The organism is Streptomyces sp. 6-11-2 (assembly GCF_006540305.1).
Lineage (GTDB): Bacteria > Actinomycetota > Actinomycetes > Streptomycetales > Streptomycetaceae > Streptomyces.
Genome location: NZ_BJOR01000001.1, coordinates 3,258,941 through 3,279,875 on the forward strand (window position 1 = coordinate 3,258,941; position 20,935 = coordinate 3,279,875).

General features: G+C 71.0%; 7 protein-coding genes and 1 pseudogene. 7 read left to right on the top strand and 1 reads right to left on the bottom strand.

Translation table 11 applies throughout. The annotated features are described in order from the left end of the window. The first annotated feature begins 253 nt into the window (after positions 1 to 253). Positions 254 to 1,003: an SLATT domain-containing protein gene (locus tag TNCT6_RS14035; RefSeq protein ID WP_141359692.1), complete on the top strand. Its 750-nt coding sequence runs from the start codon at positions 254 to 256 to the stop codon at positions 1,001 to 1,003. A gap of 1,660 nt (positions 1,004 to 2,663) precedes the next feature. On the opposite strand, the pseudogene TNCT6_RS14040 reads toward TNCT6_RS14035, so the two are convergent. Beyond that, positions 2,664 to 4,064: pseudogene (locus tag TNCT6_RS14040) on the bottom strand (serine/threonine-protein kinase); the annotation flags it as partial. Between the two features lie 217 nt (positions 4,065 to 4,281). On the opposite strand from TNCT6_RS14040, the gene TNCT6_RS14045 reads away from it, so the two are divergent. The 6 genes from TNCT6_RS14045 to TNCT6_RS14070 all read left to right on the top strand — a co-directional run bounded on the left by TNCT6_RS14045 (position 4,282) and on the right by TNCT6_RS14070 (position 20,930). Then, on the top strand, positions 4,282 to 5,637 hold the full coding sequence (locus tag TNCT6_RS14045; protein WP_141359693.1) for an aspartate aminotransferase family protein: 1,356 nt from the start codon (positions 4,282 to 4,284) through the stop codon (positions 5,635 to 5,637). A 113-nt stretch (positions 5,638 to 5,750) separates the two neighbouring features. Further along, positions 5,751 to 6,452 carry a GntR family transcriptional regulator gene (locus tag TNCT6_RS14050; protein ID WP_141359694.1) on the top strand — a complete coding sequence of 234 codons (702 nt, stop codon included), beginning with the start codon at positions 5,751 to 5,753 and terminating at the stop codon, positions 6,450 to 6,452. Further along, positions 6,449 to 8,878 (top strand): dolichyl-phosphate beta-glucosyltransferase, encoded by a 2,430-nt coding sequence (locus TNCT6_RS14055; protein WP_141359695.1) that lies wholly within the window; start codon positions 6,449 to 6,451, stop codon positions 8,876 to 8,878. Before TNCT6_RS14050 ends, TNCT6_RS14055 begins: the two co-directional genes overlap by 4 nt. A 92-nt stretch (positions 8,879 to 8,970) precedes the next feature. Continuing rightward, entirely contained in the window at positions 8,971 to 9,621 is a 651-nt protein-coding gene (locus TNCT6_RS14060; RefSeq protein WP_141359696.1) for a hypothetical protein, read from the top strand. 761 nt (positions 9,622 to 10,382) lie between these two features. Next, a complete protein-coding gene (locus tag TNCT6_RS14065) occupies positions 10,383 to 14,417 on the top strand; it encodes a LamG-like jellyroll fold domain-containing protein (RefSeq protein ID WP_253266102.1) in 4,035 nt (1,344 codons plus the stop codon). A gap of 165 nt (positions 14,418 to 14,582) precedes the next feature. Then, on the top strand, positions 14,583 to 20,930 hold the full coding sequence (locus tag TNCT6_RS14070) for an RHS repeat-associated core domain-containing protein (RefSeq protein WP_141366406.1): 6,348 nt from the start codon (positions 14,583 to 14,585) through the stop codon (positions 20,928 to 20,930). Positions 20,931 to 20,935: the final 5 nt, after the last annotated feature.

Consider the following 20,935-nt stretch of genomic DNA (forward strand, 5'->3'; position numbering starts at 1 on the left):
TCAGCTCCTGCGTTCGTACGGCTTTCCGGGCGGGGACCGATTCGCCGGTTCCCCGCTGGCACGAGCCTACGTGGTCCGGGCAGGCAGCGCCCCGCCACTCTTTCGAGTGAGTCTTGGATGAGTTCTATACCTGATCAAGGCCCTCTTACGGGCGGAAAAGCCGTGCTTCCCGGCGCCTCGCCACCCATTGGGGGGTAGGAAGGGTCCGGCGTGTCAGCCAGCGTCACGGATCGTAATCAGTAGGGAGTGCCGGGTGGGTCAGCCGGAGATGCAGCCCGAGCGTCCGCCGCAGGACGGGCGGGGCGACGGGGCGGCCGGGCTGCGGCCGGGCGATCTGACCGGGCGGCCGTTCCCGCTCGGCGACTGGGGAGATCCGGCGCAGCGGCTGGACGAGCTGTACCGCTGGGTGGAACGGGGGGCGCTGCAGACCGTGGCCTGGTACCTCGGGGAGCGGGTGTGGAAGCGGCGCGGGGCGCGTGCGCTGCGGGCCGGGGCCGCGGCGGGGGCGGTGACGGGGGCGGCGCTGCCCCTGCTCGATCTGGCCGGGGCGGCCGACGGCGTGGCGCCGTGGGGGTATGTGGCGCTGCTGCTGTGCGTGGCGTGTGTCGGGATCGACCGGTACTTCGGGGTGACGGCCGGGTGGATGCGGGACGTGGCGACCGCGCAGGCCGTGCAGCGCCGGTTGCAGGTGCTCCAGTTCGACTGGGCGTCCGAGAACGTGCGGGAGGTGCTGGGTCCGGCGGAGGGAACGGCCGGTGAGGCCGCCGAGCGGTGCCTGGGGGTGCTGCGGCGGTTCTCGGAGGACGTCAACGAGCTGGTGCGCACGGAGACGGCCGACTGGATGGTGGAGTTCCGTATCGGCTCGGCGCCGATGGGCCTTCGGACGGCGGGGCCGGGAGCCGCCGGGCGGTCCGAGCCGCCCGGCGGGCACGGGCGCCTGCCGCTGCCGCCGGGCGCCGCACGGCCGAACATGCCCCGGCAGCGGCCGCCGGAGCCGCGCTGACCCCGGTCACCGCCTCGTGGCACCGGTCCGGCAGTGTTCGGTGGCGCCGACGCCGTCACTGCCTGATGTACGCCAGCTTCTCCCCGCTGCCGGTGTTCACGCGCTGGAGCGTGCCGTCCGGCAGCAGGGTGACCTGCGTGGCCGCGCCCGGGTTGCACCCCTCGCTCTGCTGTCCGGTCGTGACGACGGAGGGGCCGATCTCCAGCGGGCCGCCGCCGCTCGGCCGCTGGGCGAGCCGGGCCTCGAACACGCAGTGGTAGGTGCCGCCGCTGTCGGTGGGCCCGTCGGCGACGAGGGTGAGCACGGTGTCGCCCACGTTTCCCTGGGTGATGGTGAGCCGGCGGCTGTTCGCTCCGTAGGCGTTGTGGATCGTCGCCGTCCAGCTGCCGAGGTAGCCGGTCGGGACCACGCCGCCGACCGGCGACGGGGACTTCGGCTGCGAGGCCGCCGGTGACGGGTCGGAGCCGCCGGGGCCCGTGGCGTCGTGCGTGGTGGACACGCCGGCGGTCGGCCTCGGGCCGGACCCGCCGCCTTTGTTGTCGCTGTCGCCGCCGTCGCGCATCAGGACGTACACGGAACCGCCTGCGCCGAGCGCCACCACCAGTGCCACCGCGACCAGCGCCGCGGTGGAGCGGCCGCTGCGGCGCGGCTCCCGGTCCGGGAGCGGGCTCGGGCCGTACGGAGGGGTCGAGCTGATGGGAGGCGGGCCGTACGGTGGGGTCTGCCCCAGGCCGCCGTACGGATGGTGTCCGGGTGGCGCGCCCCAGCCGCCGGGTTGCTGCGGGTAGCCGTAGGCGGCGGGCTGGGGGTGCTGCTGGGGGTAGCCGTACGGGACGGGAGCGGACGCCAGGCCCGGGGGCGGCGCCTGCCCCGCGATCATGGTGGGCAGGTGATTCACCGGGGTGTGTCCCCCACCGCCGGGCTGTGCGGGCGGCGGTGGCGCGGAGGCGTCGGAGACGGGTGCGTGCTCGGGGGAGGCGTACGGCTGCGCCCCGGCGGGACCGGCGGCGCCGGAAGCCGCACCCGGCCCCTGCGAGCCGCCTCCGGCGTCCCCGGAACCGGCAACGGACGCCCCGGAGACAGCCCCAGCCCCTCCAGAAACCCCGGCGCCTCCCGGCACCCCGGACACACCGGGCGACACCGAGGCCCCATGAAAACCGGGCACACCGGCAGCGGGCGCTCCCGGAACGGCAGCGGGCGTTCCCGGAACGGCACCAGCCCCACCCGAAACACCAACGGCACCCGGCGCACCGGGCGGCGCCGAGGGTCCAGGAAGGCCGGGCACGCCTGACGCGGGCGACCCCGAAACGGCACCGGCCCCACCCGAACCCCCGGCGGCCCCCGGCACACCAGGCGCACCTGGCGCACCGGGCGACACCGAGGCCCCATGCGGGCCGGGCACACCCGAAGCGGCAGCTCCGGGCCCGTCAGCAGGCGCCCCGGAGACCGGCCCAGGCCCTCCGGGAGCCCCGGCGGCTCCCGGGACGACACCGGGCGTACCGGGCGACGCGGCCGCCTCGTGGGGGCCGGGCACACCGGCAGCAGCCCCGCCGGCAGGCGCCCCCGACACCGCCCCAGCGCCTCCCGGAGCCCCGGCGGCTCCCGGTACACCGGGCGTACCGGACAACGCCGACGGCCCATAAAAGCCAGGCACACCCGAAGCCGCCCCCGCGACTGGCGCCCCCGGAACGGCACCAGCCCCTCCAGGAGTCCCGGGGGCTCCCGACGCACCGGGCGCACCGGGCGGTGCCGATGCCCCGTGAGGATCAGGCACACCGGCAGCAGCCCCGCCGGCAGGCGCCCCCGACACCGCCCCGGCGGCCCCCGGCACACCAGGCGCACTGGGCGACACCGGCGCCCCGTAAGGGCCAGGCACACCGGCAGCGGGCGGCCCCGGAACGGCCCCGGCCCCACCCGACCCCCCGGCGGCTCCCGGCACTCCCGGCGCACCCGGCGCACCCGGCGCACCCGGCGACGCACCGTAAGGGCCAGGTGCGCCCGAAGCGGCGGATGCGAGCCCGGCAGCCGGCGCTCCTGCCACGGCCCCGGGCGTGCCGGACGGTCCGTAAGGGTTGGACGCGCCCGCCGCCTGCCCCGTGGGGCCCGTCGGGCTCGGGGGTGTCGTCGTCTCCCGCGGTTCCTCCGGGTTCTCCGCGTCCAGGAGCTGGACCGCGTGGCGTCCGAGCTGGGCGACCAGGGCGCCCGGCAGCCACGGGTCGCGCAGGCGGCCGTCGGCGATCGTGTCCTCGGCGCCGGTGCGCTGGATGATCCGGTCCACGGTGGGCCGGGCCGCCGGGTCCTTCTTCAGGCAGGCGCGGACGAGGTCGGCGATGCCCTCGGGCAGCGCCTCGAGGTCGGGTTCCTTCTCGGCGATGCGGTACATCAGCGCGTGCACTCCGCTGTCGGCGCCGCCGAACGGAAGCGCGCCGGTCGCCGCGTACGCGAGGACCGAACCCAGGCAGAAGACGTCGCACGCGGTCGTGACCCGGTCGCCGCGGACCTGCTCGGGCGCCATGAAACCGGGCGAGCCGACCAGCGCGCCGGTCCGCGTGAGCCCGCCGTCCGTGACGGTCTCCAGCGCGCGGGCGATGCCGAAGTCGATGACGCGCGGCCCGTCGATCGTCACCAGCACGTTCGAGGGCTTGAGGTCGCGGTGGATGAGACCGGCGGCGTGGATGTCCTTCAGCGCGCCCGCCAGCCCGGCCGCGAGGATCCGCACGGACCGCTCGGGCAGCGGGCCGTGGTCGTGCCCGACGACCCGTTGCAGGCTCGGCCCGGCGACGTACCCGGTGGCCACCCACGGCACCGCGGCCTCGGTGTCCGCGTCCAGCACGGGCGCGGTCCAGTACCCGCCGACCTGCCGCGCGGCCCGCACCTCCTGCCGGAACCGCGCCCGGAACTCCTCCTGCTGCGCCAGCTCCCGCCGCACCAGCTTCACGGCGACGGTCCGCCCCCGGTCCGACCGGGCCAGGAACACCTGCCCCATGCCGCCGGCCCCGAGCCGCGCCAACAGCCGGTAGGCACCAATCCTCTGCGGATCGCCAGGCCCCAGCCTCTCCATGGCCGAACCGCCTCCCCCCGATATCCCCCGATACGGCCCCTGTGCGTCAGACCGAGAATAGTGCGGCGGCCCGTCCGGCCGGGCGCCCCGGCGTCTACGGTTCCGTAACAGGTCCGCCCCGCGCGGGCCGCCCTCCAGACAACCTGTCGCTAAAACCCCGCGTCCACAGACAGGGCGCCGATGTCGCGCTCCCGTCCACGCCGTTTACCCTCGCCGCATGACCCCTCAGCCGAATCCCGAAGCCGGTGCAGTCGTGAAGGCCGCGGACCGGGCGCACGTGTTCCACTCCTGGTCCGCCCAGGACCTCATCGACCCGCCGGCCGTGGCAGGTGCCGAAGGTTCGTACTTCTGGGACTACGACGGCAAGCGTTTCCTGGACTTCACCAGCGGGCTCGTCTTCACCAACATCGGCTATCAGCACCCCAAGGTCGTCGCCGCGATACAGGAGCAGGCCGCCACCCTGACCACGTTCGCACCGGCGTTCGCCGTCGAGGCACGGTCCGAGGCGGCACGGCTGATCGCCGAGCGGACGCCGGGCGACCTGGACAAGATCTTCTTCACCAACGGTGGCGCGGACGCCGTCGAGCACGCGGTGCGCATGGCGCGGCTGCACACCGGGCGGCCCAAGGTGCTCTCGGCGTACCGCTCGTACCACGGCGGCACGCAGCAGGCCATCAACATCACCGGCGACCCGCGGCGCTGGGCGTCGGACACCGGCTCGGCGGGCGTGGTGCGCTTCTGGGCGCCCTTCCTCTACCGCTCCCGCTTCTACGCCGAGACCGAGGAGCAGGAGTGCGCGCGGGCCCTCGAGCACCTGGAGGCGACGATCGCCTTCGAGGGTCCCGCGACCATCGCCGCGATCATCCTGGAGACCATCCCCGGCACCGCCGGGATCATGGTGCCCCCGCCCGGCTACCTGGCCGGGGTGCGCGAGCTGTGCGACAAGTACGGGATCGTCTTCATCCTGGACGAGGTCATGGCCGGCTTCGGGCGGACCGGTGAGTGGTTCGCGGCGGACCTCTTCGATGTCGTGCCGGACCTGATGACCTTCGCCAAGGGCGTGAACTCCGGGTACGTGCCGCTGGGCGGCGTCGCCATCTCCGGGAAGATCGCGGAGACCTTCGGCAAGCGGGCCTACCCCGGCGGTCTGACGTACTCCGGGCACCCGCTGGCGTGCGCGGCGGCCGTCGCGACGATCAACGTGATGGCCGAGGAGGGCGTCGTCGAGAACGCCAAGCGGCTCGGCGCCGAGGTCGTGGAGCCGGGGCTGCGCGAGCTGGCCGAGCGGCACCCGAGCGTCGGCGACGTGCGCGGCGTGGGCATGTTCTGGGCCGTGGAGCTGGTGAAGAACCGCGAGACCCGCGAGCCGCTGGTGCCCTACAACGCGGCCGGGGAGGCGAACGCCCCGATGGCGGCCTTCGGCGCCGCCGCGAAGGCGAACGGTCTGTGGCCCTTCATCAACATGAACCGCACGCACGTCGTCCCGCCGTGCAACGCGACCGAGGCCGAACTGAAGGAGGGCCTCACGGCGCTGGACGCCGCGCTGTCGGTGGCCGACGAGCACACCGAGTAGCGGCGCGGGCCGCGCGAGCCGGAATCGGCGGCACCCCGAACGCGTAAGGTGGCGTGCTCGTAGACATGGATGTACGAGTACGCCACCCGCACGCGCAAGGAGACGCCCCGACCATGCCCGGCATCAGCGGCAACGGCGCCGTGACGCGCAGCACCCTGCGGCAGCAGATCGCGGACGCGCTCCGGGACGAGGTGCTGGCCGGGCGGCTCCAGCCGGGGCAGGAGTTCACGGTCAAGGAGATCGCCGAGCAGTACGGGGTGTCCGCGACCCCGGTGCGCGAGGCGCTCGTCGACCTGTCCGCCCAGGGCCTGCTGGAGGCCGACCAGCACCGCGGCTTCCACGTGCGCGAGTACTCGCTGCACGACCTCCACGACATGATCAAGGCCCGTGCTCTGGTCACCGACGGCATGTTCCAGGCCGCCGTCTCTGCGCCCGAGGCCTTCCGCCGGCCCGACGACCCGTACGTCAAGGCCACGCTCACCGGGGTGCGCAGGCGCGGCGAGGAGGCGCAGCGCGCGGCCACCGCCGGCGACCTGACCGTCCTGATCGGCTACGACCTGCGCTTCTGGCGGGAACTCGGCGCCCTGTTCGGCAATCCCTACCTCTCCGACTTCCTGAACCGGCTGCGCGTGCAGTTCTGGGTGTGCGCGGTGCAGCACCTGCGCCGCCGCGGCGATCTGCGCGGCCTGCTGTGGTCCGCCCACACCGAACTCGTCGACGCCATGGTGAGGGGCGACGCCCCGGCCGCCCGCGCGATCGTCGCCGCGTACAACGCGCACGACCTCGCCCTCGTCGAGCGGCTGGCCACCGCATGAGCGAGACCGTCACCGGGGCCGTCGACCTGTCCGTCGTCATCCCGGCCTACAACGAGGAACGTCGGCTCGGGCCCACCCTCGACGCGGTCACCGCCTATCTGGCCGACAACGAGGGCCGCTTCGGCTCATGGGAGGTCGTCGTCGCCGACGACGGGTCCACCGACGGCACCGGCGGCCTCGTCACGGACCGCCGGGACCCGCGCGTCCGGCTCGTCGCCGGCGACCGCAACCGCGGCAAGGGCCACGCACTGCGCCTCGGGGTGACCGCCACCCGCGGCCGCCGGGTGCTGGTCACCGACGCCGACCTCGCCGCCCCCATCGAGGAGCTGGAACAGCTCGACAAGGCGCTCGGCGAGGGCGGCGCGGCCGCGATCGGCTCCCGCTCGGTGCCAGGCGCGACGATAGCCAGGCGCCAGCACCGGGTGCGCGAACTGCTGGGCCGCGCCGGGAACTTGCTGATACGGCGCATCGCGGTGCCCGGCATACGCGACACCCAGTGCGGCTTCAAACTCTTCGAGGGCGACCGGGCCCGCGAGGCGTTCGCCGCCTCGCGGCTGAGCGGCTGGGGCATCGACGTGGAGGTCCTCCAGCACTTCCGCCGCCGCGACTGGCCGGTGGCCGAGGTGCCGGTCCGCTGGGCGCACCAGTCCGGTTCGAAGGTCGCCCCGCTGGACTACCTACGGGTCCTCGCCGAACTGGGCCGGCTCAAGACCCGTTCCGTCCGCCCGGCCGACCTGTTCGCCGCCGCGCTCTTCCTGCTGATGGCGGTCACCCTCTACTCGGGCCGCCTCTTCGACCCGGCCCACCGCTACCTCCCCGACTCCCTCCAGGACCAGAACCAGTGGGAGTGGTTCTTCGCGGTCACCGCCGACAGCGTCGCCCATCTGCGCAACCCCCTGTTCACCGATCTCCAGGGCTTCCCCGACGGCGTGAACCTCATGGCCAACACGGTCATGCTGGGGATGTCCGTCCCCTTCGCCCCGGTCACGCTGGCCTTCGGTCCGGCGGTCTCGCTGAGCGTCTGCATGACCCTGGGGCTCGCGGCCACCGCGGCCGCCTGGTACTGGCTGATCGTCAGACGGGTCGTACGGCACCGGGGCGCCGCCTTCACCGGCGCCTGCCTGGCCGCCTTCGCACCGCCGATGGTCAGTCACGCCAACGCGCACCCGAACTTCGTGATCCTGTTCATGATCCCGCTGATCGTCGACCGGGCGCTGCGCCTGTGCGAGGGCACCCGGGTGCGGCGGGACGGGATCGTGCTCGGGCTGATGGCGGCGTACCAGATCTTCCTCGGCGAGGAGCCGCTGCTGCTCGCCGCGATCGGCATGACCTTGTTCGCCGCCGCCTACGGGCTCGTCCGCAGGGAGGTCGCGCGGGAGGCCTGGCGGCCCCTCCTGAAGGGCCTGCTGATCGCCGCGGCGGTGTGCCTGCCGATCGTCGCCTACCCGCTGTACTGGCAGTTCGCGGGCCCGCAGAGCTACAAGAGCGTGCTGCACGGCGACAACGCCGGCAACAGCCCGCTCGCCCTGATCTCCTTCGCCGAGCGCTCCCTGTTCGCGGGCGACGCCCAGAAGGCGGACGCGCTGTCCCTGAACCCCACGGAGCAGAACGCCTTCTACGGCTGGCCGCTGCTCCTGCTCGCCTTCGGGATCACCGTACGGCTGTGGGAGCACGCGCTGGTGAAGGCGCTGGCGGTCACGACGGCCGCCGCGGCCCTGCTGTCCCTGGGCCCGAAGTTCCGCGTGCCGCTGACCGACACGGTCTACCCCGGCCCGTGGGCGCCGCTCGCCCACCTGCCGCTGTTCGAGTCGGTCATCGAGGGGCGCGTGGCGATGATCTGCGCGCCGGCGCTGGGCATGCTGCTGGCGATCGCCGTCGCCAGGATCACGGCGACCGGCCGCGTCGGCACGCTCTACGGCGGCCTGCTGGCGGTCTGCCTGGCGCTGCTGCCGCTGGTCCCGGCGCCACTGAAGGCCGAAGACCGCGCCCCGGTACCGGAGTTCATCACGGCCGGCCTCTGGAAGTCCTACGTCCGCGACGGCGAGACCCTGGTGCCGATACCGCTGCCCGACCCCGGCAACGCGGAGGCCCTGCACTGGCAGACCGCGGCCCACCTCGGCTTCAAGCTCCCCGGCGGCTACTTCAACGGCCCCTACGGACCCGACCGCGTCGGCATCTACGGCGCCGTCCCCCGTTACACCTCCAACATGCTGCGGGACGTGAGCTACTCCGGGTCCGTACCGGCCCTCGGCAAGGACTGGCGGGCCCAGGCGCGGCGGGACTTCGCCGACTGGCACGCGGGCGCCCTGGTCCTGGCACCCCAGCAGCACGAGGAACCGCTGCGGGAGGCGGTGACGAAGCTGGTGGGCCGTCCGGGCACGTGGACCGGCGGGGTGTGGGTATGGGACCTGCACGAGGGGAGCTGAGCGGTTCCGCACCGACTACGCTTCTACACTCTTCTTCACACTCTTCGACCACCGAACACGCTGGAAGCCCTGCCCTCCCCGAGGAGCCCTCTTTGGCCTGTGACCTGTGGCTGGTACCGCTCGTCGACGTCTTGTGCCACACCCCGGACAACCCGTTCGCCGAAGAACTCGCGCAGTACAACAAGGTGCTCGCCGAAAACGGGCTTCCACCGGTGCCGGTGTACCAGTACATGCCCGGCCTGTCCGGGGAGGTGGCACCGGTGGCCGGATTCGACTACGACGCGCTGCACTTCCTGCGCCGCGCCTACCTCCTCCAGCTCTGCGGCCTGCCGCTGACCCCGGTCGACGAACTGGGCGGCGACTACGAGCAGTTGCTCGAGATGTTCGAGACGACGGCCCAGCAGTCCCACCTGGTCTGGCACTACGACCACGCCGGCGCGTACGTCCCGCTGGACTTCCCGCACCCCCTGTCCAACGAGGACCTCCTGTCCGGCGGCGGCCCGTTGGGCTCCTCCCAGGCTCTCCTGCGCGAACTGGAGCACGTCGCCCCGTCGTTGGGTATCGACCCGGCCAACCCACCGGCCGCCCCCGACCCTCCGCTCGGCCCCACGGAACTGGAACAGCCGGCCGCCCCCGCGCCGTACGACCCCAGCCCGTTCGCCCGGGAACGCCACGTCTGGCTGAGCCTCCACGCGGCGGCCACCCGAAGCCTGGCCCAGGGCTCGATGATCGTCTTCAGCTGAGCGCTCCGACTTTGAGTTCGTCCGGCCGGGCATGGGCGGCCCCGGTCGTAGTCGATCCCGCTCTCGGGATCGCCGCCGTGCTTGACGCGCCGGAAGCGGGACGTGACGAGAGGTCGTTACCGGACCTGCGGCGAGCTGTGTCCCCGATGGCGACGTTGCTGTTACTGATCGCCGTCCTTTGACCGGAACCGTCGGATGGGACGGCCGGGCGAGCTCACCGCATCGGCCGTCCTGTTCCCGGTACCGGGCGGCCCCAGGACGCGTCGCCTTTGATTACACAGCGTGTCAGCCGCAGGCAACTGCTCTTGGCCCGTCCGGGCATTCGCAAGCCCCGGCGACGAAACCGATCAAGGCAAAATTTTACCCGATCTTGAAGAGCAAGGTAAACGTATTCATCTTCACATCCGGTTACTGACCTTGGCCAACTGATGTCCCTTTCCTTCCTGTTGACGCTCCCTTTGCCTGCCCGTTTTAGATACGTGAGTCAACTGTGAGAGCGGCATGGGTGGGATGTAGCGGGGATGCGGACTGGATTGCGGGGCGGGGGCAGGGCCTTCGGGGCGCTGCTGAGCGTGACGTTGGCCGTGGGAGTGGTTCCGGCCTTGGGAGGCGGTGAGGCCGCGGCGGCTGTGCCGGCCGCGTCGCGCGGCGCGGAGGCAGCTCCTGCCGATGGTGGTGTGTCGGAGGCGGACGCTTTGGCGGAGGCCAGGCGGACGGGGAAGCCGGTGGAGGTCTCCGCGCGGCGTGGGGAGAGCCGTGAGGTGTTCGCCACGCCGGAGGGGAATCTGGAGGCGCGGGAGTATCTGCGTCCGGTGTGGGCCCGTGGCCAGGGTGGCTGGAAGCGGGTCGACACCAGTCTGGTGGCGACCGGTGAGGGGATGGTCGCACCGAAGGCCGCGACGGTGGAGGTGGAGTTCTCCGCCGGTGGTGGGTCGGCGCCGTTGGTGCGGATGCGGCGGGCGGGGCGTGAGCTGAGCCTGTCGTGGCCGACGGCCCTGCCCAAGCCGGAGCTGGAAGGCGCGGTGGCGACGTATGCGTCGGTGCTGCCGGATGTGGATCTGCGGATGACCGCGCAGGAGGACGGTTTCACCCAGTTGCTGGTGGTGAAGTCGGCGAAGGCCGCGGCGAGTGCGGAGCTGGCCGAGCTGCGGTTGAAGCTGTCGGCGTCGGGCCTGGACGTGCGGGAGACCGACGGGGGCGGGCTGGAGGCCGTCGACCAGGGCGCGGCGGGCGCGGTGTTCGAGGCGCCGAAGCCGATGATGTGGGACTCCAGCCCAGGCGAGCAGGCCGCCGCCCCCGCGCAGTCACGCGCCACCACGCTCGGCGCGCGGACTGCGGCGCCGGAGGAGGGGAGTGGTGAGCCGGGTGCGGGGGAGTCGGGCAAGCTCGCGCCGGTGGGTGTGGATGTGACGGCCCGGCAGGACGAGCTGGTGCTGACCCCGGACGCGGGTGTGCTGAAGGGTGCGGACACCACCTACCCGGTGTACATCGATCCGCAGTGGTCCACGCCGAAGGCGTCGGCGTGGACGATGGCGTCGAAGTACTGGGCGTCGTCGCCGCAGTGGAAGTTCAACGGTGCCGCGGACGCCGGTCTGGGTTACTGCAACTGGGACTACTGCGCCCCGCATGACACGAAGCGGCTGTTCTACCGGATCCCGACCTCGACGTTCGCGGGGAAGTCGATCCTGTCGGCGGAGTTCGTGGTGCGTAACACGTGGTCGGCGTCGTGCAATGCGCGCAGTGTGGAGTTGTGGCAGACCAAGGACATCTCCTCCTCGACCACGTGGAACAGTCAGAACGCCTCGGGTTTCTGGATCAAGCAGCTGGCGTCGAAGTCCTTCGCCTACGGCTATACGGGCTGTGCGGCCAAGGACGCCGAGTTCGATGTGAAGTCGGCGGTGCAGACGGCCGCGAACAACAAGAGCGCGACGATGACGTTCGGGCTCCAGGCGGCCAGTGAGACGGACGGTTATGCCTGGAAGCGGTTCTCGGACAAGGCGTATCTGCGGGTGCAGTACAACCGGCCGCCGCCGCAGATCAAGATGTCGCAGCTGACGATGGAGTACGGCGGCACGTGCAAGAAGCCGGCGGAGGCGGCGCGGGTGCGCACGCTGGGCAAGATCTACGCGAACAGTGTCACCGACCCGGACGGCGACACCGTCGCGGTCGAGTTCCAGGCGTCGTGGGACACCGGGGACGGCAAGGGTGTGATCGCGCGGTGGAAGCCGGCGCTCACCTCGTACAAGAAGTCCGGGTCGAGCTTCTCGATCAGCCTGCCGTCCAATGTGCCGCAGAACAAGCAGATCTACTGGCAGGCGCGCAGCTACGACGGGGCGCAGTACTCGCCGTGGTCGTCCTCGGGTGACCCGACGGCCTGCTACTTCTCCTACGACACGAAGGTGCCGAAGGCGCCGTCGATCAGCTCGGGCGAGTACCCGGCCTCGAACCCGGAGGACCCCGAGGACCCGTGGCACGACGGGATGGGCAAGTACGGCACCTTCGAGCTCAAAGCCGCCGACAGTGATGTGACCAAGTACTGGTACGGCGTCAACGGCGACCCCACCTCGAAGAACGCGGTCACCACGTCCGCGGGCGCCGCGAAGGCCATCCGCATGCTGCCGGCCAGGCCGGGACTGAACTTCGTCACCGCGCAGGCCTTCGACCAGGCCGGCAACGCCGGAGAGGTCCGCACCTACCAGTTCCGGGTCAAGGCCGGACAGCCCGAGCGCGCGATGTGGCAGATGGACGAGGAGGCGGGGGCGAGCCAGGCCGTGGGTTCGGCGCCGGAGCGTGTGCTCGAGCTGCGCGGCGGCGCCACACCGGGCGTGCCCGGGGCCAAGGGTACGGCGGTGTCCTTCAACGGAGTCGACGGCTACGCGGTCTCCGACATTCCCACCGTGGACACCTCGGTCGGGTTCTCCGTCTCAGCATGGGCGAAGCTGTCGAAGATGCCGGACCAGGCGGCCATCATCGCCGCCCAGCCCGGCAATTACGCCCCGGGCTTCGAGCTGTACTACTCCAAGTCCTATGACCGGTGGGTGTTCAACCAGTACAAGGCCGATGCCACCGGCGCGGGCATCGTGCGGGCCATGGCGCCTTCCCCGGGTGGGGTCAAGGCGGGGCAGTGGACGCATCTGGTGGGCGTTTACAGCCTGGGCGACAAGGAGTTGAGGCTCTACGTCGACGGTGCACTGGTCGGGAGCACGGCCTACAGCACGCCCTGGGACGCCCGCCGGGGTCTTCAGATCGGCGCCGGCTTCTATGACGGCGGCAGGCTGGCCTCGTTCTTCCCCGGGGCGATCGACGAGGTGCAGATCTTCGAGAAGCCGCTGTCGGCCAATGAGGTGACGCGCCTGTACGGCAAGCAGTCGCTCACCGCGGGCCGTCCGGCGCGGGCGGTGTTCTCGATGGACGAGCCTGCCGACGCGACGCAGCTGGCCGGGAAGGCGGAGGTGCCGGCGGCCACGTTCGTCGGAGGTGTCACCTCTGGGCAGTCGGGCGTCGCGGGCAGGGCGCTGACGCTGAACGGGATCGACGGTTACGCCACCACCAAGCGGCCGCTGCTGTACAACCAGCGCAGCTTCGCCGTGTCCGCGTGGGCCAAACTGCCGAAGACCAAGCCGGACCACGCGGCGATCATCGCCACGCAGACGAGCACGCACAGGCCGGGGATGGAGCTGTACTACTCGGCGGCGTACGACCGCTGGGTGGTCAACCATTACGTGACGGACACGCCGGACGCCAAACTGATCCGGGCCATGCAGCCTGAGGGGCAGACCGCCTACGGGGATACGTGGACGCATCTGGTCGGGGTGTACGACGAGGTCGCGGGCAAGCTGATCCTGTACGTCAACGGCGTGAAGGCCGGCGAGACCGAACTGAAGGTCAGCTGGTACGCGGGTGAGGCAGTGCAGATCGGGGCCGGTTCCTATGACGGCAAGCCGGGCTCGTTCTTCCCGGGCCAGATCGACGACGTACGCCTCTTCGACCGTGTGGTGGGCGCCGAGGAGGTCCAGCAGATGTTCCAGCAGCGCCCGCTGGTCGAGAGCCGGTGGATGTTCGAGGAAACCGCCGGGACCGGCCCGGTAACCACCCCGAACGCGGTGACAGGAGGCAGCGCGCTCACGCTGTACGGGGGCGCGAAGAAGTCGGACTTCGCCTTCATCGACTGGGGCAGTCTGGAACTGAACGGCGTCGGCGCCTACGCGGCCACGACCTCTGTACCGGTCGACACCAGCGGCAGCTACACCGTCACCGCCTGGGCCCAGGCCGCCGCGCTGCCGACGAGCGGTGTCGCGCTGGTCAGCGCCGAGGGCTCCAGCCAGAGTGCCCTCACCGTCCGCTTCGTACCGGACACCGCGAACCCGGAGGGCCTCGGCCACTGGGAGCTGACGCTGCCGGACAAGGACGGCGCGGACGCGACGGTCGTACGCGTGAAGAACAGCGAGTTCTACGACGCGCGGGACTGGAACCACCTGGCCGTCGTCTACGACGGCTTCACCAAACAGGCCCGCCTGTACGTCAACGGAACGCTCCAGGAGGTCTCCTGCGGCAACGGTGACGACGGCGAGGACTGCGGAGGCGGCCAGGTCTCCTGGGCCGAGAACACGCTCGCCTTCAAGGCGGCCAAGTCCTTCCAGGTCGGCCGCGCCAAGACCGACGGGGCCTGGGGAGAGTACTTCCCCGGCCTGGTCGACGACGTCTGGGCCTTCCAAGGCGCGCTGACCGACGAACAGGTCCAAAAGCTGGCCGCCAGCTGGTTCGACGTGCCCACCGAGGTACCTGGCCTCGGCTGACCCGCCCCTTTCCTTCGTTCCTTCTTTCTTCCGCCGGCCACGCCCCTCCGGGGGCGTGGCCGGCCTGGACATCCACGAGGAATTCAACCGCATATGTCTGGAAAAACCAGATCTCGACTGCGCAGGGCAGTGCGACGAAGGGTGGCACTGACGCTGTCCGCCGTCATGGTGGGCACGGTGCTGCAGACCGCCGCCGCATCAGCGGTTCCGACCGCCGGACGTGACCTGCCCGGTCTTCCGTCGGCCGAGAAGCCGGTCAAGGGCGCCGACATCCGCACCGGTGAACCACGTACCGTCGCGAAGGGACCGCGGACGCCCAAGGGCAAGCCGCGGGCGGCCTGGCCCAAGGAGGGCGAGGCGGTCATCACCGTGACCCGGGCCGCCACGGTGAAACAGTCTGCACGGTCCACACGGAGTAACGCCCAAAGCGACGTCGACGCCCGCGTCCTGGGCCACGCCGCCGCCGAGCGCGCCGGTGTGAACGGCGTGGTCTTAACCCTTGAAGCCAGGACGAGCCAAGGCAACCGACCCGGTACGGTCGACGCCTCCCTCGACTACTCCTCCTTCACCGAAGCCTTCGGCGGCAACTACGGTTCCCGGCTCACCCTGGTCGAGCTGCCCGCGTGCGCCCTGGACAAGCCCGACAAGGCGGAGTGCCGTACAGCGACGCCCGTCGAGACGGTCAACGACACCGAGCGGCACACCTTGACCGCACCCGACCTGGCTCTGCGCCAGTCCGGCCCGACGGTCCTCGCGGCCGTCGCCGCGGAGACCGCCGGCAAGGGCGACTACACCGCCACCCCACTGTCCCCGTCCGCGACCTGGGACACCAACCTCAACACCGGCGACTTCACATGGTCGTACGACATCCCGGTGCCCGACGTCCCCGGCGGCCTGACCCCGGACCTCGGCCTGTCGTACTCCTCCGGCTCCATCGACGGGCGCACCAGCAACACCAACAACCAGGCGTCCTGGGTGGGCGACGGCTTCGACCTGTGGTCCGGCTTCATCGAGCGCCGTTACAAGCCGTGCTACGACGACGGCGTCAAGAACGCCGACGGCAACAAGCCCGGCGACCTGTGCTGGGGCTACGACAACGCGTTCATCGCCTTCAACGGCAAGGGCGGCGAGCTTGTTCCCGACGGTGACGACAAGTTCAGATTCAAGCAGGACGACGGCAGCCGAATCGAGCGCCTGCGCTCGACCGACCGGGGCAACGGCGACAACGACGGGGAGTACTGGCGCCTGACCGATCCCGACGGCGTGCGCTACTACTTCGGCTACAACAGGCTGCCCGGTTGGACGGACGGCAAGGAGACCACCAACTCCACCTGGACGGTCCCGGTCTTCGGCAACGACTCCGGCGAGCCCTGCCACAAGACGGCCTTCGCGGACTCCTGGTGCCAGCAGGCCTGGCGCTGGAACCTCGACTACGTCGAGGACCCGCACGGCAACGCGGTCGCCTACTACTACAAACAGGAGAAGAACTCCTACGGCCGCAACCTCGTCGCCAAGAACAACACCCCCTATGTGCGCGGTGGTTCTCTGGACCGCATCGAGTACGGTCTGAAGTCCGGCTCCGTGTACGGCACCAAGCCGCTCGCCAAGGTCGGCTTCACGACCTCGGAGCGCTGCCTGCCGGACACCAGGACCGACTGCTCGGACATCGGCAAGGACGCCTTCTACTGGTACGACACGCCCTGGGACCTCAACTGCGACAGTGGCAAGGACTGTGACAAGGGCCGCCTCTCCCCCGTCTTCTTCACCCGCAAGCGGCTGACCGGCATCACCACCGAGGTGCTCAAGGGCGACACCCACACCAAGGTCGACTCCTGGACGATGGGCCACCGCTGGGGCATGGCGGACACCGACTACCAACTGCTGCTGGACTCCATCCAGCACACCGGTCACACCGCGACCCCTGCAGTCACCCTGCCGAAGACCACCTTCGCCTACACCCAACTGGCCAACCGGCTCGACAGGACCGGCGACGGCTACGCGCCGTTCATCAAGGCGCGGCTGTCCACCGTCGCGGACGAGTACGGCGGCCAGGTCGACGTCAACTACTCGGCGCCCGCCTGCTCCTGGGACGCACTGCCGACCCCGGAGAAGAACACCACACGCTGCTTCCCGCAGTTCATCGGCGGCGACTCGCAAGACGATCCGGAGCGGCAGTGGTTCAACAAGTACGTCGTCACCTCCACGACCACGACCGACCGCACCGGCGGCGCTCCGGACGGCGTGACGCAGTACGAGTACCTGGGCGGCGCGGCCTGGCACCACGACGATGACGACGGGCTGACCAAGCAGAAGCACAAGACGTGGTCGCAGTGGCGCGGCTACGGCCAGGTCCGGGTCACGTCCGGCGGCCAGGGCGGTGCCTCGGCCATGAAGACCCAGCAGGACAGCTACTTCCTGCGCGGCATGGACGGCGACCGCGAGAGCACCTCCGGCGGCACGAAGAAGGTGTCCGTCCCTCTCGGCAGCGGCGAGGGCGACCCGATCACCGACCACGAGTCGGCGGCCGGCTTCGCCTACAGGACCGTCACCTACTCGGGCGTCGGAGGAAAGGTCCTGTCGAAGACCGTCAGCCGGCCCTGGCACCACGAGACGGCCCGGAAGGTCCGCGACTGGGGCACCGTCACCGCCAACCTCACCGGGACCGCCCGGACCGCGTCCTGGACCTCCCTGGACGACGGCGCCGGCAACTCCTGGGCCACCACGGCGTCCGAGTCGACCCACGACTCCGTGGCCGGTCGTGTCACCCAGGTCGACGACCTCGGCGACACGACAACAGCGGCCGACGACCGCTGCACCCGCACCACCTACGCCCCCGGCGGCATCCTCACGCTCGTCGCGCGGCAGGAGACCGTCATCGGCGCCTGCGCCCGTACCCCGGACCGCGCCAAGGACGTCGTGTCCGACGTCCGTACGGCCTACGACGGCGGTGAGTACGGCGACGCCGCCACCAAGGGCGACGCCACCGCGTCCGCGACGCTCAAGAGTCACGACGGCACCAAGGCCACCTACCTGGAGTCCAACGCCACGTTCGACTCCGACGGCCGGCAGCTGACCACCACGGAGCTGACCGCCGACGTCACGGTGACCGGCACGGGCAAGCCCGTCCGCACGGCCCGCAAGGACGGCCGTACGACGACCACCGCCTACAGCCCCGCCACCGGATTCCCGACCAAGGTCACCGAGACGACCCCGCCCGCCACCGCGGGCGTCGCCTCGACGGCCCAGTCCACGGTGACCGAGTTCGAGGCGCTGCGCGGCCGGCCGTCCGCCCAGGTCGATCCCAACGGCAACCGTTCGGAGTTCACCTACGACGCCCTCGGCCGGTCCAGCCGGATCTGGCTCGCCGACCGGCGCACCAGCCAGACCCCGAGCTATGAGTTCACGTACTTCATCGACGAGAACAAGCCGGCCGCGATCCGCACCCAGACCCTCGACAACAACGGAGGCCAGCGCGCCTCCTACGTGATCTACGACGGATTCCTGCGCGAACGGCAGACGCAGGAACCAGGTCCGGACGGCGGCCGTGTCCTCACCGACGTCTTCTACGACGAGCGCGGCCTGACGGCGAAGACGTTCGCGCCCTACTACAACGACGAAGCAGCCCCGAACCGCGCCTTGTTCGGCCCTGACGACGCGCTCAGCGTGGAGACCCAGACCCGGCTCACCCATGACGGGCTCGGCCGCGAGACGGAGATCCGGGACATCGCCGGCAACGGTGACGGCGGCGCCGTCCTCGGCATCACCAGGAAGATCTACGGCGGTGACCGCACCACCGTGATCCCGCCGGAGGGCGGGACCGCCACCACCGTGATCGCCGACGTCCGCGGCCTCGTGACGGAGCTGCGCCAGCACCACGCCCGCAGCGCCGACGCCGCCTTCGACACCACCAGGTACACGTACACGCCCAAGGGAGAGCTGGAGAAGGTCACCGACCCTGCGGGCAACACCTGGCGCTACGGCTACGACCAGCTCGGCCGCGAGACCAGCGTGGACGACCCCGACCGGGGTACGACCATCCGCACCTACGACGACCGCGGCCTGCTCACCACCACGAAGGACGCCCGCGGCACCGTCCTCGCCCACGTCTACGACGGCCTCGACCGCCAGACCGAGCTCCGCGAGGGCTCCGGCACGGGCACGCTCCGCTCGAAGTGGACGTACGACACCGTCAGCGGCGCCAAGGGCCTCCTCGCCGAGGCCACGCGCTACGTCGGCGGAGCCGCGTACACCACCAAGGTCACCCAGTACGACCGCCTCTACAGGCCGGTCAGGACCTCCGTGGTCATCCCCGGGCAGGAGGGCGGTCTGCAGGGCACCTACCAGACCGGCACCTCCTACCTGCCCTCCGGGTTGATCGGCGGTGTGAGCTACTCCGCGGCCGGCTCGCTCCCGGGCGGCAGCCACTCGCTCACGTACGAGCCGGAGACGCTGCGGCCCATCTCCCTGCTGGGCGACGGCTTCAAGGCGGAGACCGGCTACTCCAAGACCGGCAAGCCGCTCCAGTACACGATGTACGGCACGGCCGCCGGCGCCAAGCGGGTCCAGGTCACCAACACCTACGAGTGGGGCACCCAGCGTCTGGCGACCTCACGGGTGGACCGGCAGGACGTGGCCGGAGTCGACCGGTACCACACGTACCGCTACGACCAGGCGGGCAACGTCCTGTCCGTCTCGGACACCTCCCGATCCGGCACGGACACCCAGTGCTTCAGCCACGACTACCTCCAGCGCCTGACGGAGGCATGGACCCAGGGCGACAAGACCTGTGCCGCCGCCCCGTCCGGCGGTGTGCTGGGCGGCCCTGCCCCGTACTGGCAGTCGTACGCCTATGACAAGACCGGCAACCGCCTCGCCGAGACCTTGCACGACCCCTCGGGAGCCAGCGGCAAGGACACCCGGCGGACCTACGGCTACCCGGCGCCGGGCAGCGCCCAGCCGCACGCGCTGACGTCGGTCACCACGCAACACCCCGACGGCACCAGTGCCGAGGAGTCCTACGGCTACGACGCCATCGGCAACACCACGACCCGCGGCGCGCAGAAGCTGGACTGGGACGCCGAAGGCCATCTGGCCAAGGTCGTCGAGCCCGCGGCGGACGGCACCGAGAAGGTCACCGAGTACCTCTACGACGCCGACGGCAACCGTCTGATCGGGCGCACCGGCTCGACGACCACGCTCTATCTCGGCGACACCGAGGTCACCCTGGCCCAGGGCGCCGCCAAGGGCAAGGCCACCCGCTACACCTCCCTCGGCGGCGGCCACCAGGCGGTCAAGTCCGACGACGGGACCATCACCTTCGTCCTCGCCGACCACCAGGGCACCGGCCAGCTCGCGGTCGACGCCGCCACCCAGGGACTGACCCAGCGCCGCACCCTGCCCTTCGGAGGCATCCGGGGAGCCGCACCCGGCTCCTGGGCCGGCACCAGAGGGTTCGTCGGCGGAACCGACGACACCTCCGGCACCGGGCTGACACACCTGGGCGCCCGTGAGTACGACCCCACGACGGGCCGCTTCCTCAGCGTGGACCCGGTCATGGATCTCACGGATCCGCAGCAGCTCAACGGCTACGCCTACGCCGAGAACTCGCCCGTCACCTTCAGCGACAGCACCGGCCAGTGGAAGTGGCTGGACAACGTCATCAAGAAGGGCAAGCAGGCCGCGTCCGGCTTCAAGAACGGTGTCGTCGACGGCTACTACGACCTGGCCGAAGGCTTCTACTCGTTCACCGACACGATGGGCTGGACCCAAGGCAGCGCCCAGAAGATCAAGAACGACCGCGCGGGCAAGGGTCTCGTCAGCGTCTACAAGACCGTCCGGGGACCGGATCAAAGCGGCTCCTGGTACAAGGTCGGGTACTGGGTCGGGAAGTTCGTCACGCCCTTCATTCCGGGGGCCGGCGGGGCCGGCGCGGGGGCCAGGGCGGCTTCGAAACCCGGCACCGTCGCGAAGATCGCACGGGGTGTGCTCAGCAAGCTGTTCTCCGGGGCCGTGAAGAAGGCGGAGCGGCCGAGAGCGGCACCGAAGATCACCTTCGTTCCGGATGTCAGTACGCGCGGCATCGGCGGCAAGAGCATGCCCGCACTGGAGATCCAGAAGGCCCCCGCCGGCTGGACGCATGCCGACCGGATGCAGGAGGCGTCTTCCCAGGTCGCCGATTTCGCCCTCAAGAACTATTCGAGGAAGAAGAGGCTCAAGACCTATGCGGGCGGCTACAACATCGAGACGGGCGACATAGCCCTGGCCCAGTCGGGCGGCTGTAAACCCGGTCCCAGCTACTGCGCCGAGGGCAACGTCGTACGTGCCCTGGGCGGTGACCCCACAAAGGTACGATTCACCATCGCCTACACCGTGGAGTCCAAACCCGACAAGAGCCTCGTCGCTGTCGTGAAGCCCGTGTGCTGGGAATGTCAGTTGGACTACCCGTCTCCGTTCCAGTTTGAATTGGGCGCCGTGCCGGAACCCGGCGGCATCTGGGAGAAGCAGCACTTCTGAGGGGG

What these genes read in the sequence shown, in the direction of transcription:
- TNCT6_RS14055 (WP_141359695.1), top strand. Translation starts at nt 6,449, where the DNA reads ATGAGCGAGACCGTCACCGGGGCCGTCGACCTGTCCGTCGTCATCCCG.
- TNCT6_RS14070 (WP_141366406.1), top strand. Translation starts at nt 14,583, where the DNA reads ATGGTGGGCACGGTGCTGCAGACCGCCGCCGCATCAGCGGTTCCGACC.
- TNCT6_RS14045 (WP_141359693.1), top strand. Translation starts at nt 4,282, where the DNA reads ATGACCCCTCAGCCGAATCCCGAAGCCGGTGCAGTCGTGAAGGCCGCG.
- TNCT6_RS14050 (WP_141359694.1), top strand. Translation starts at nt 5,751, where the DNA reads ATGCCCGGCATCAGCGGCAACGGCGCCGTGACGCGCAGCACCCTGCGG.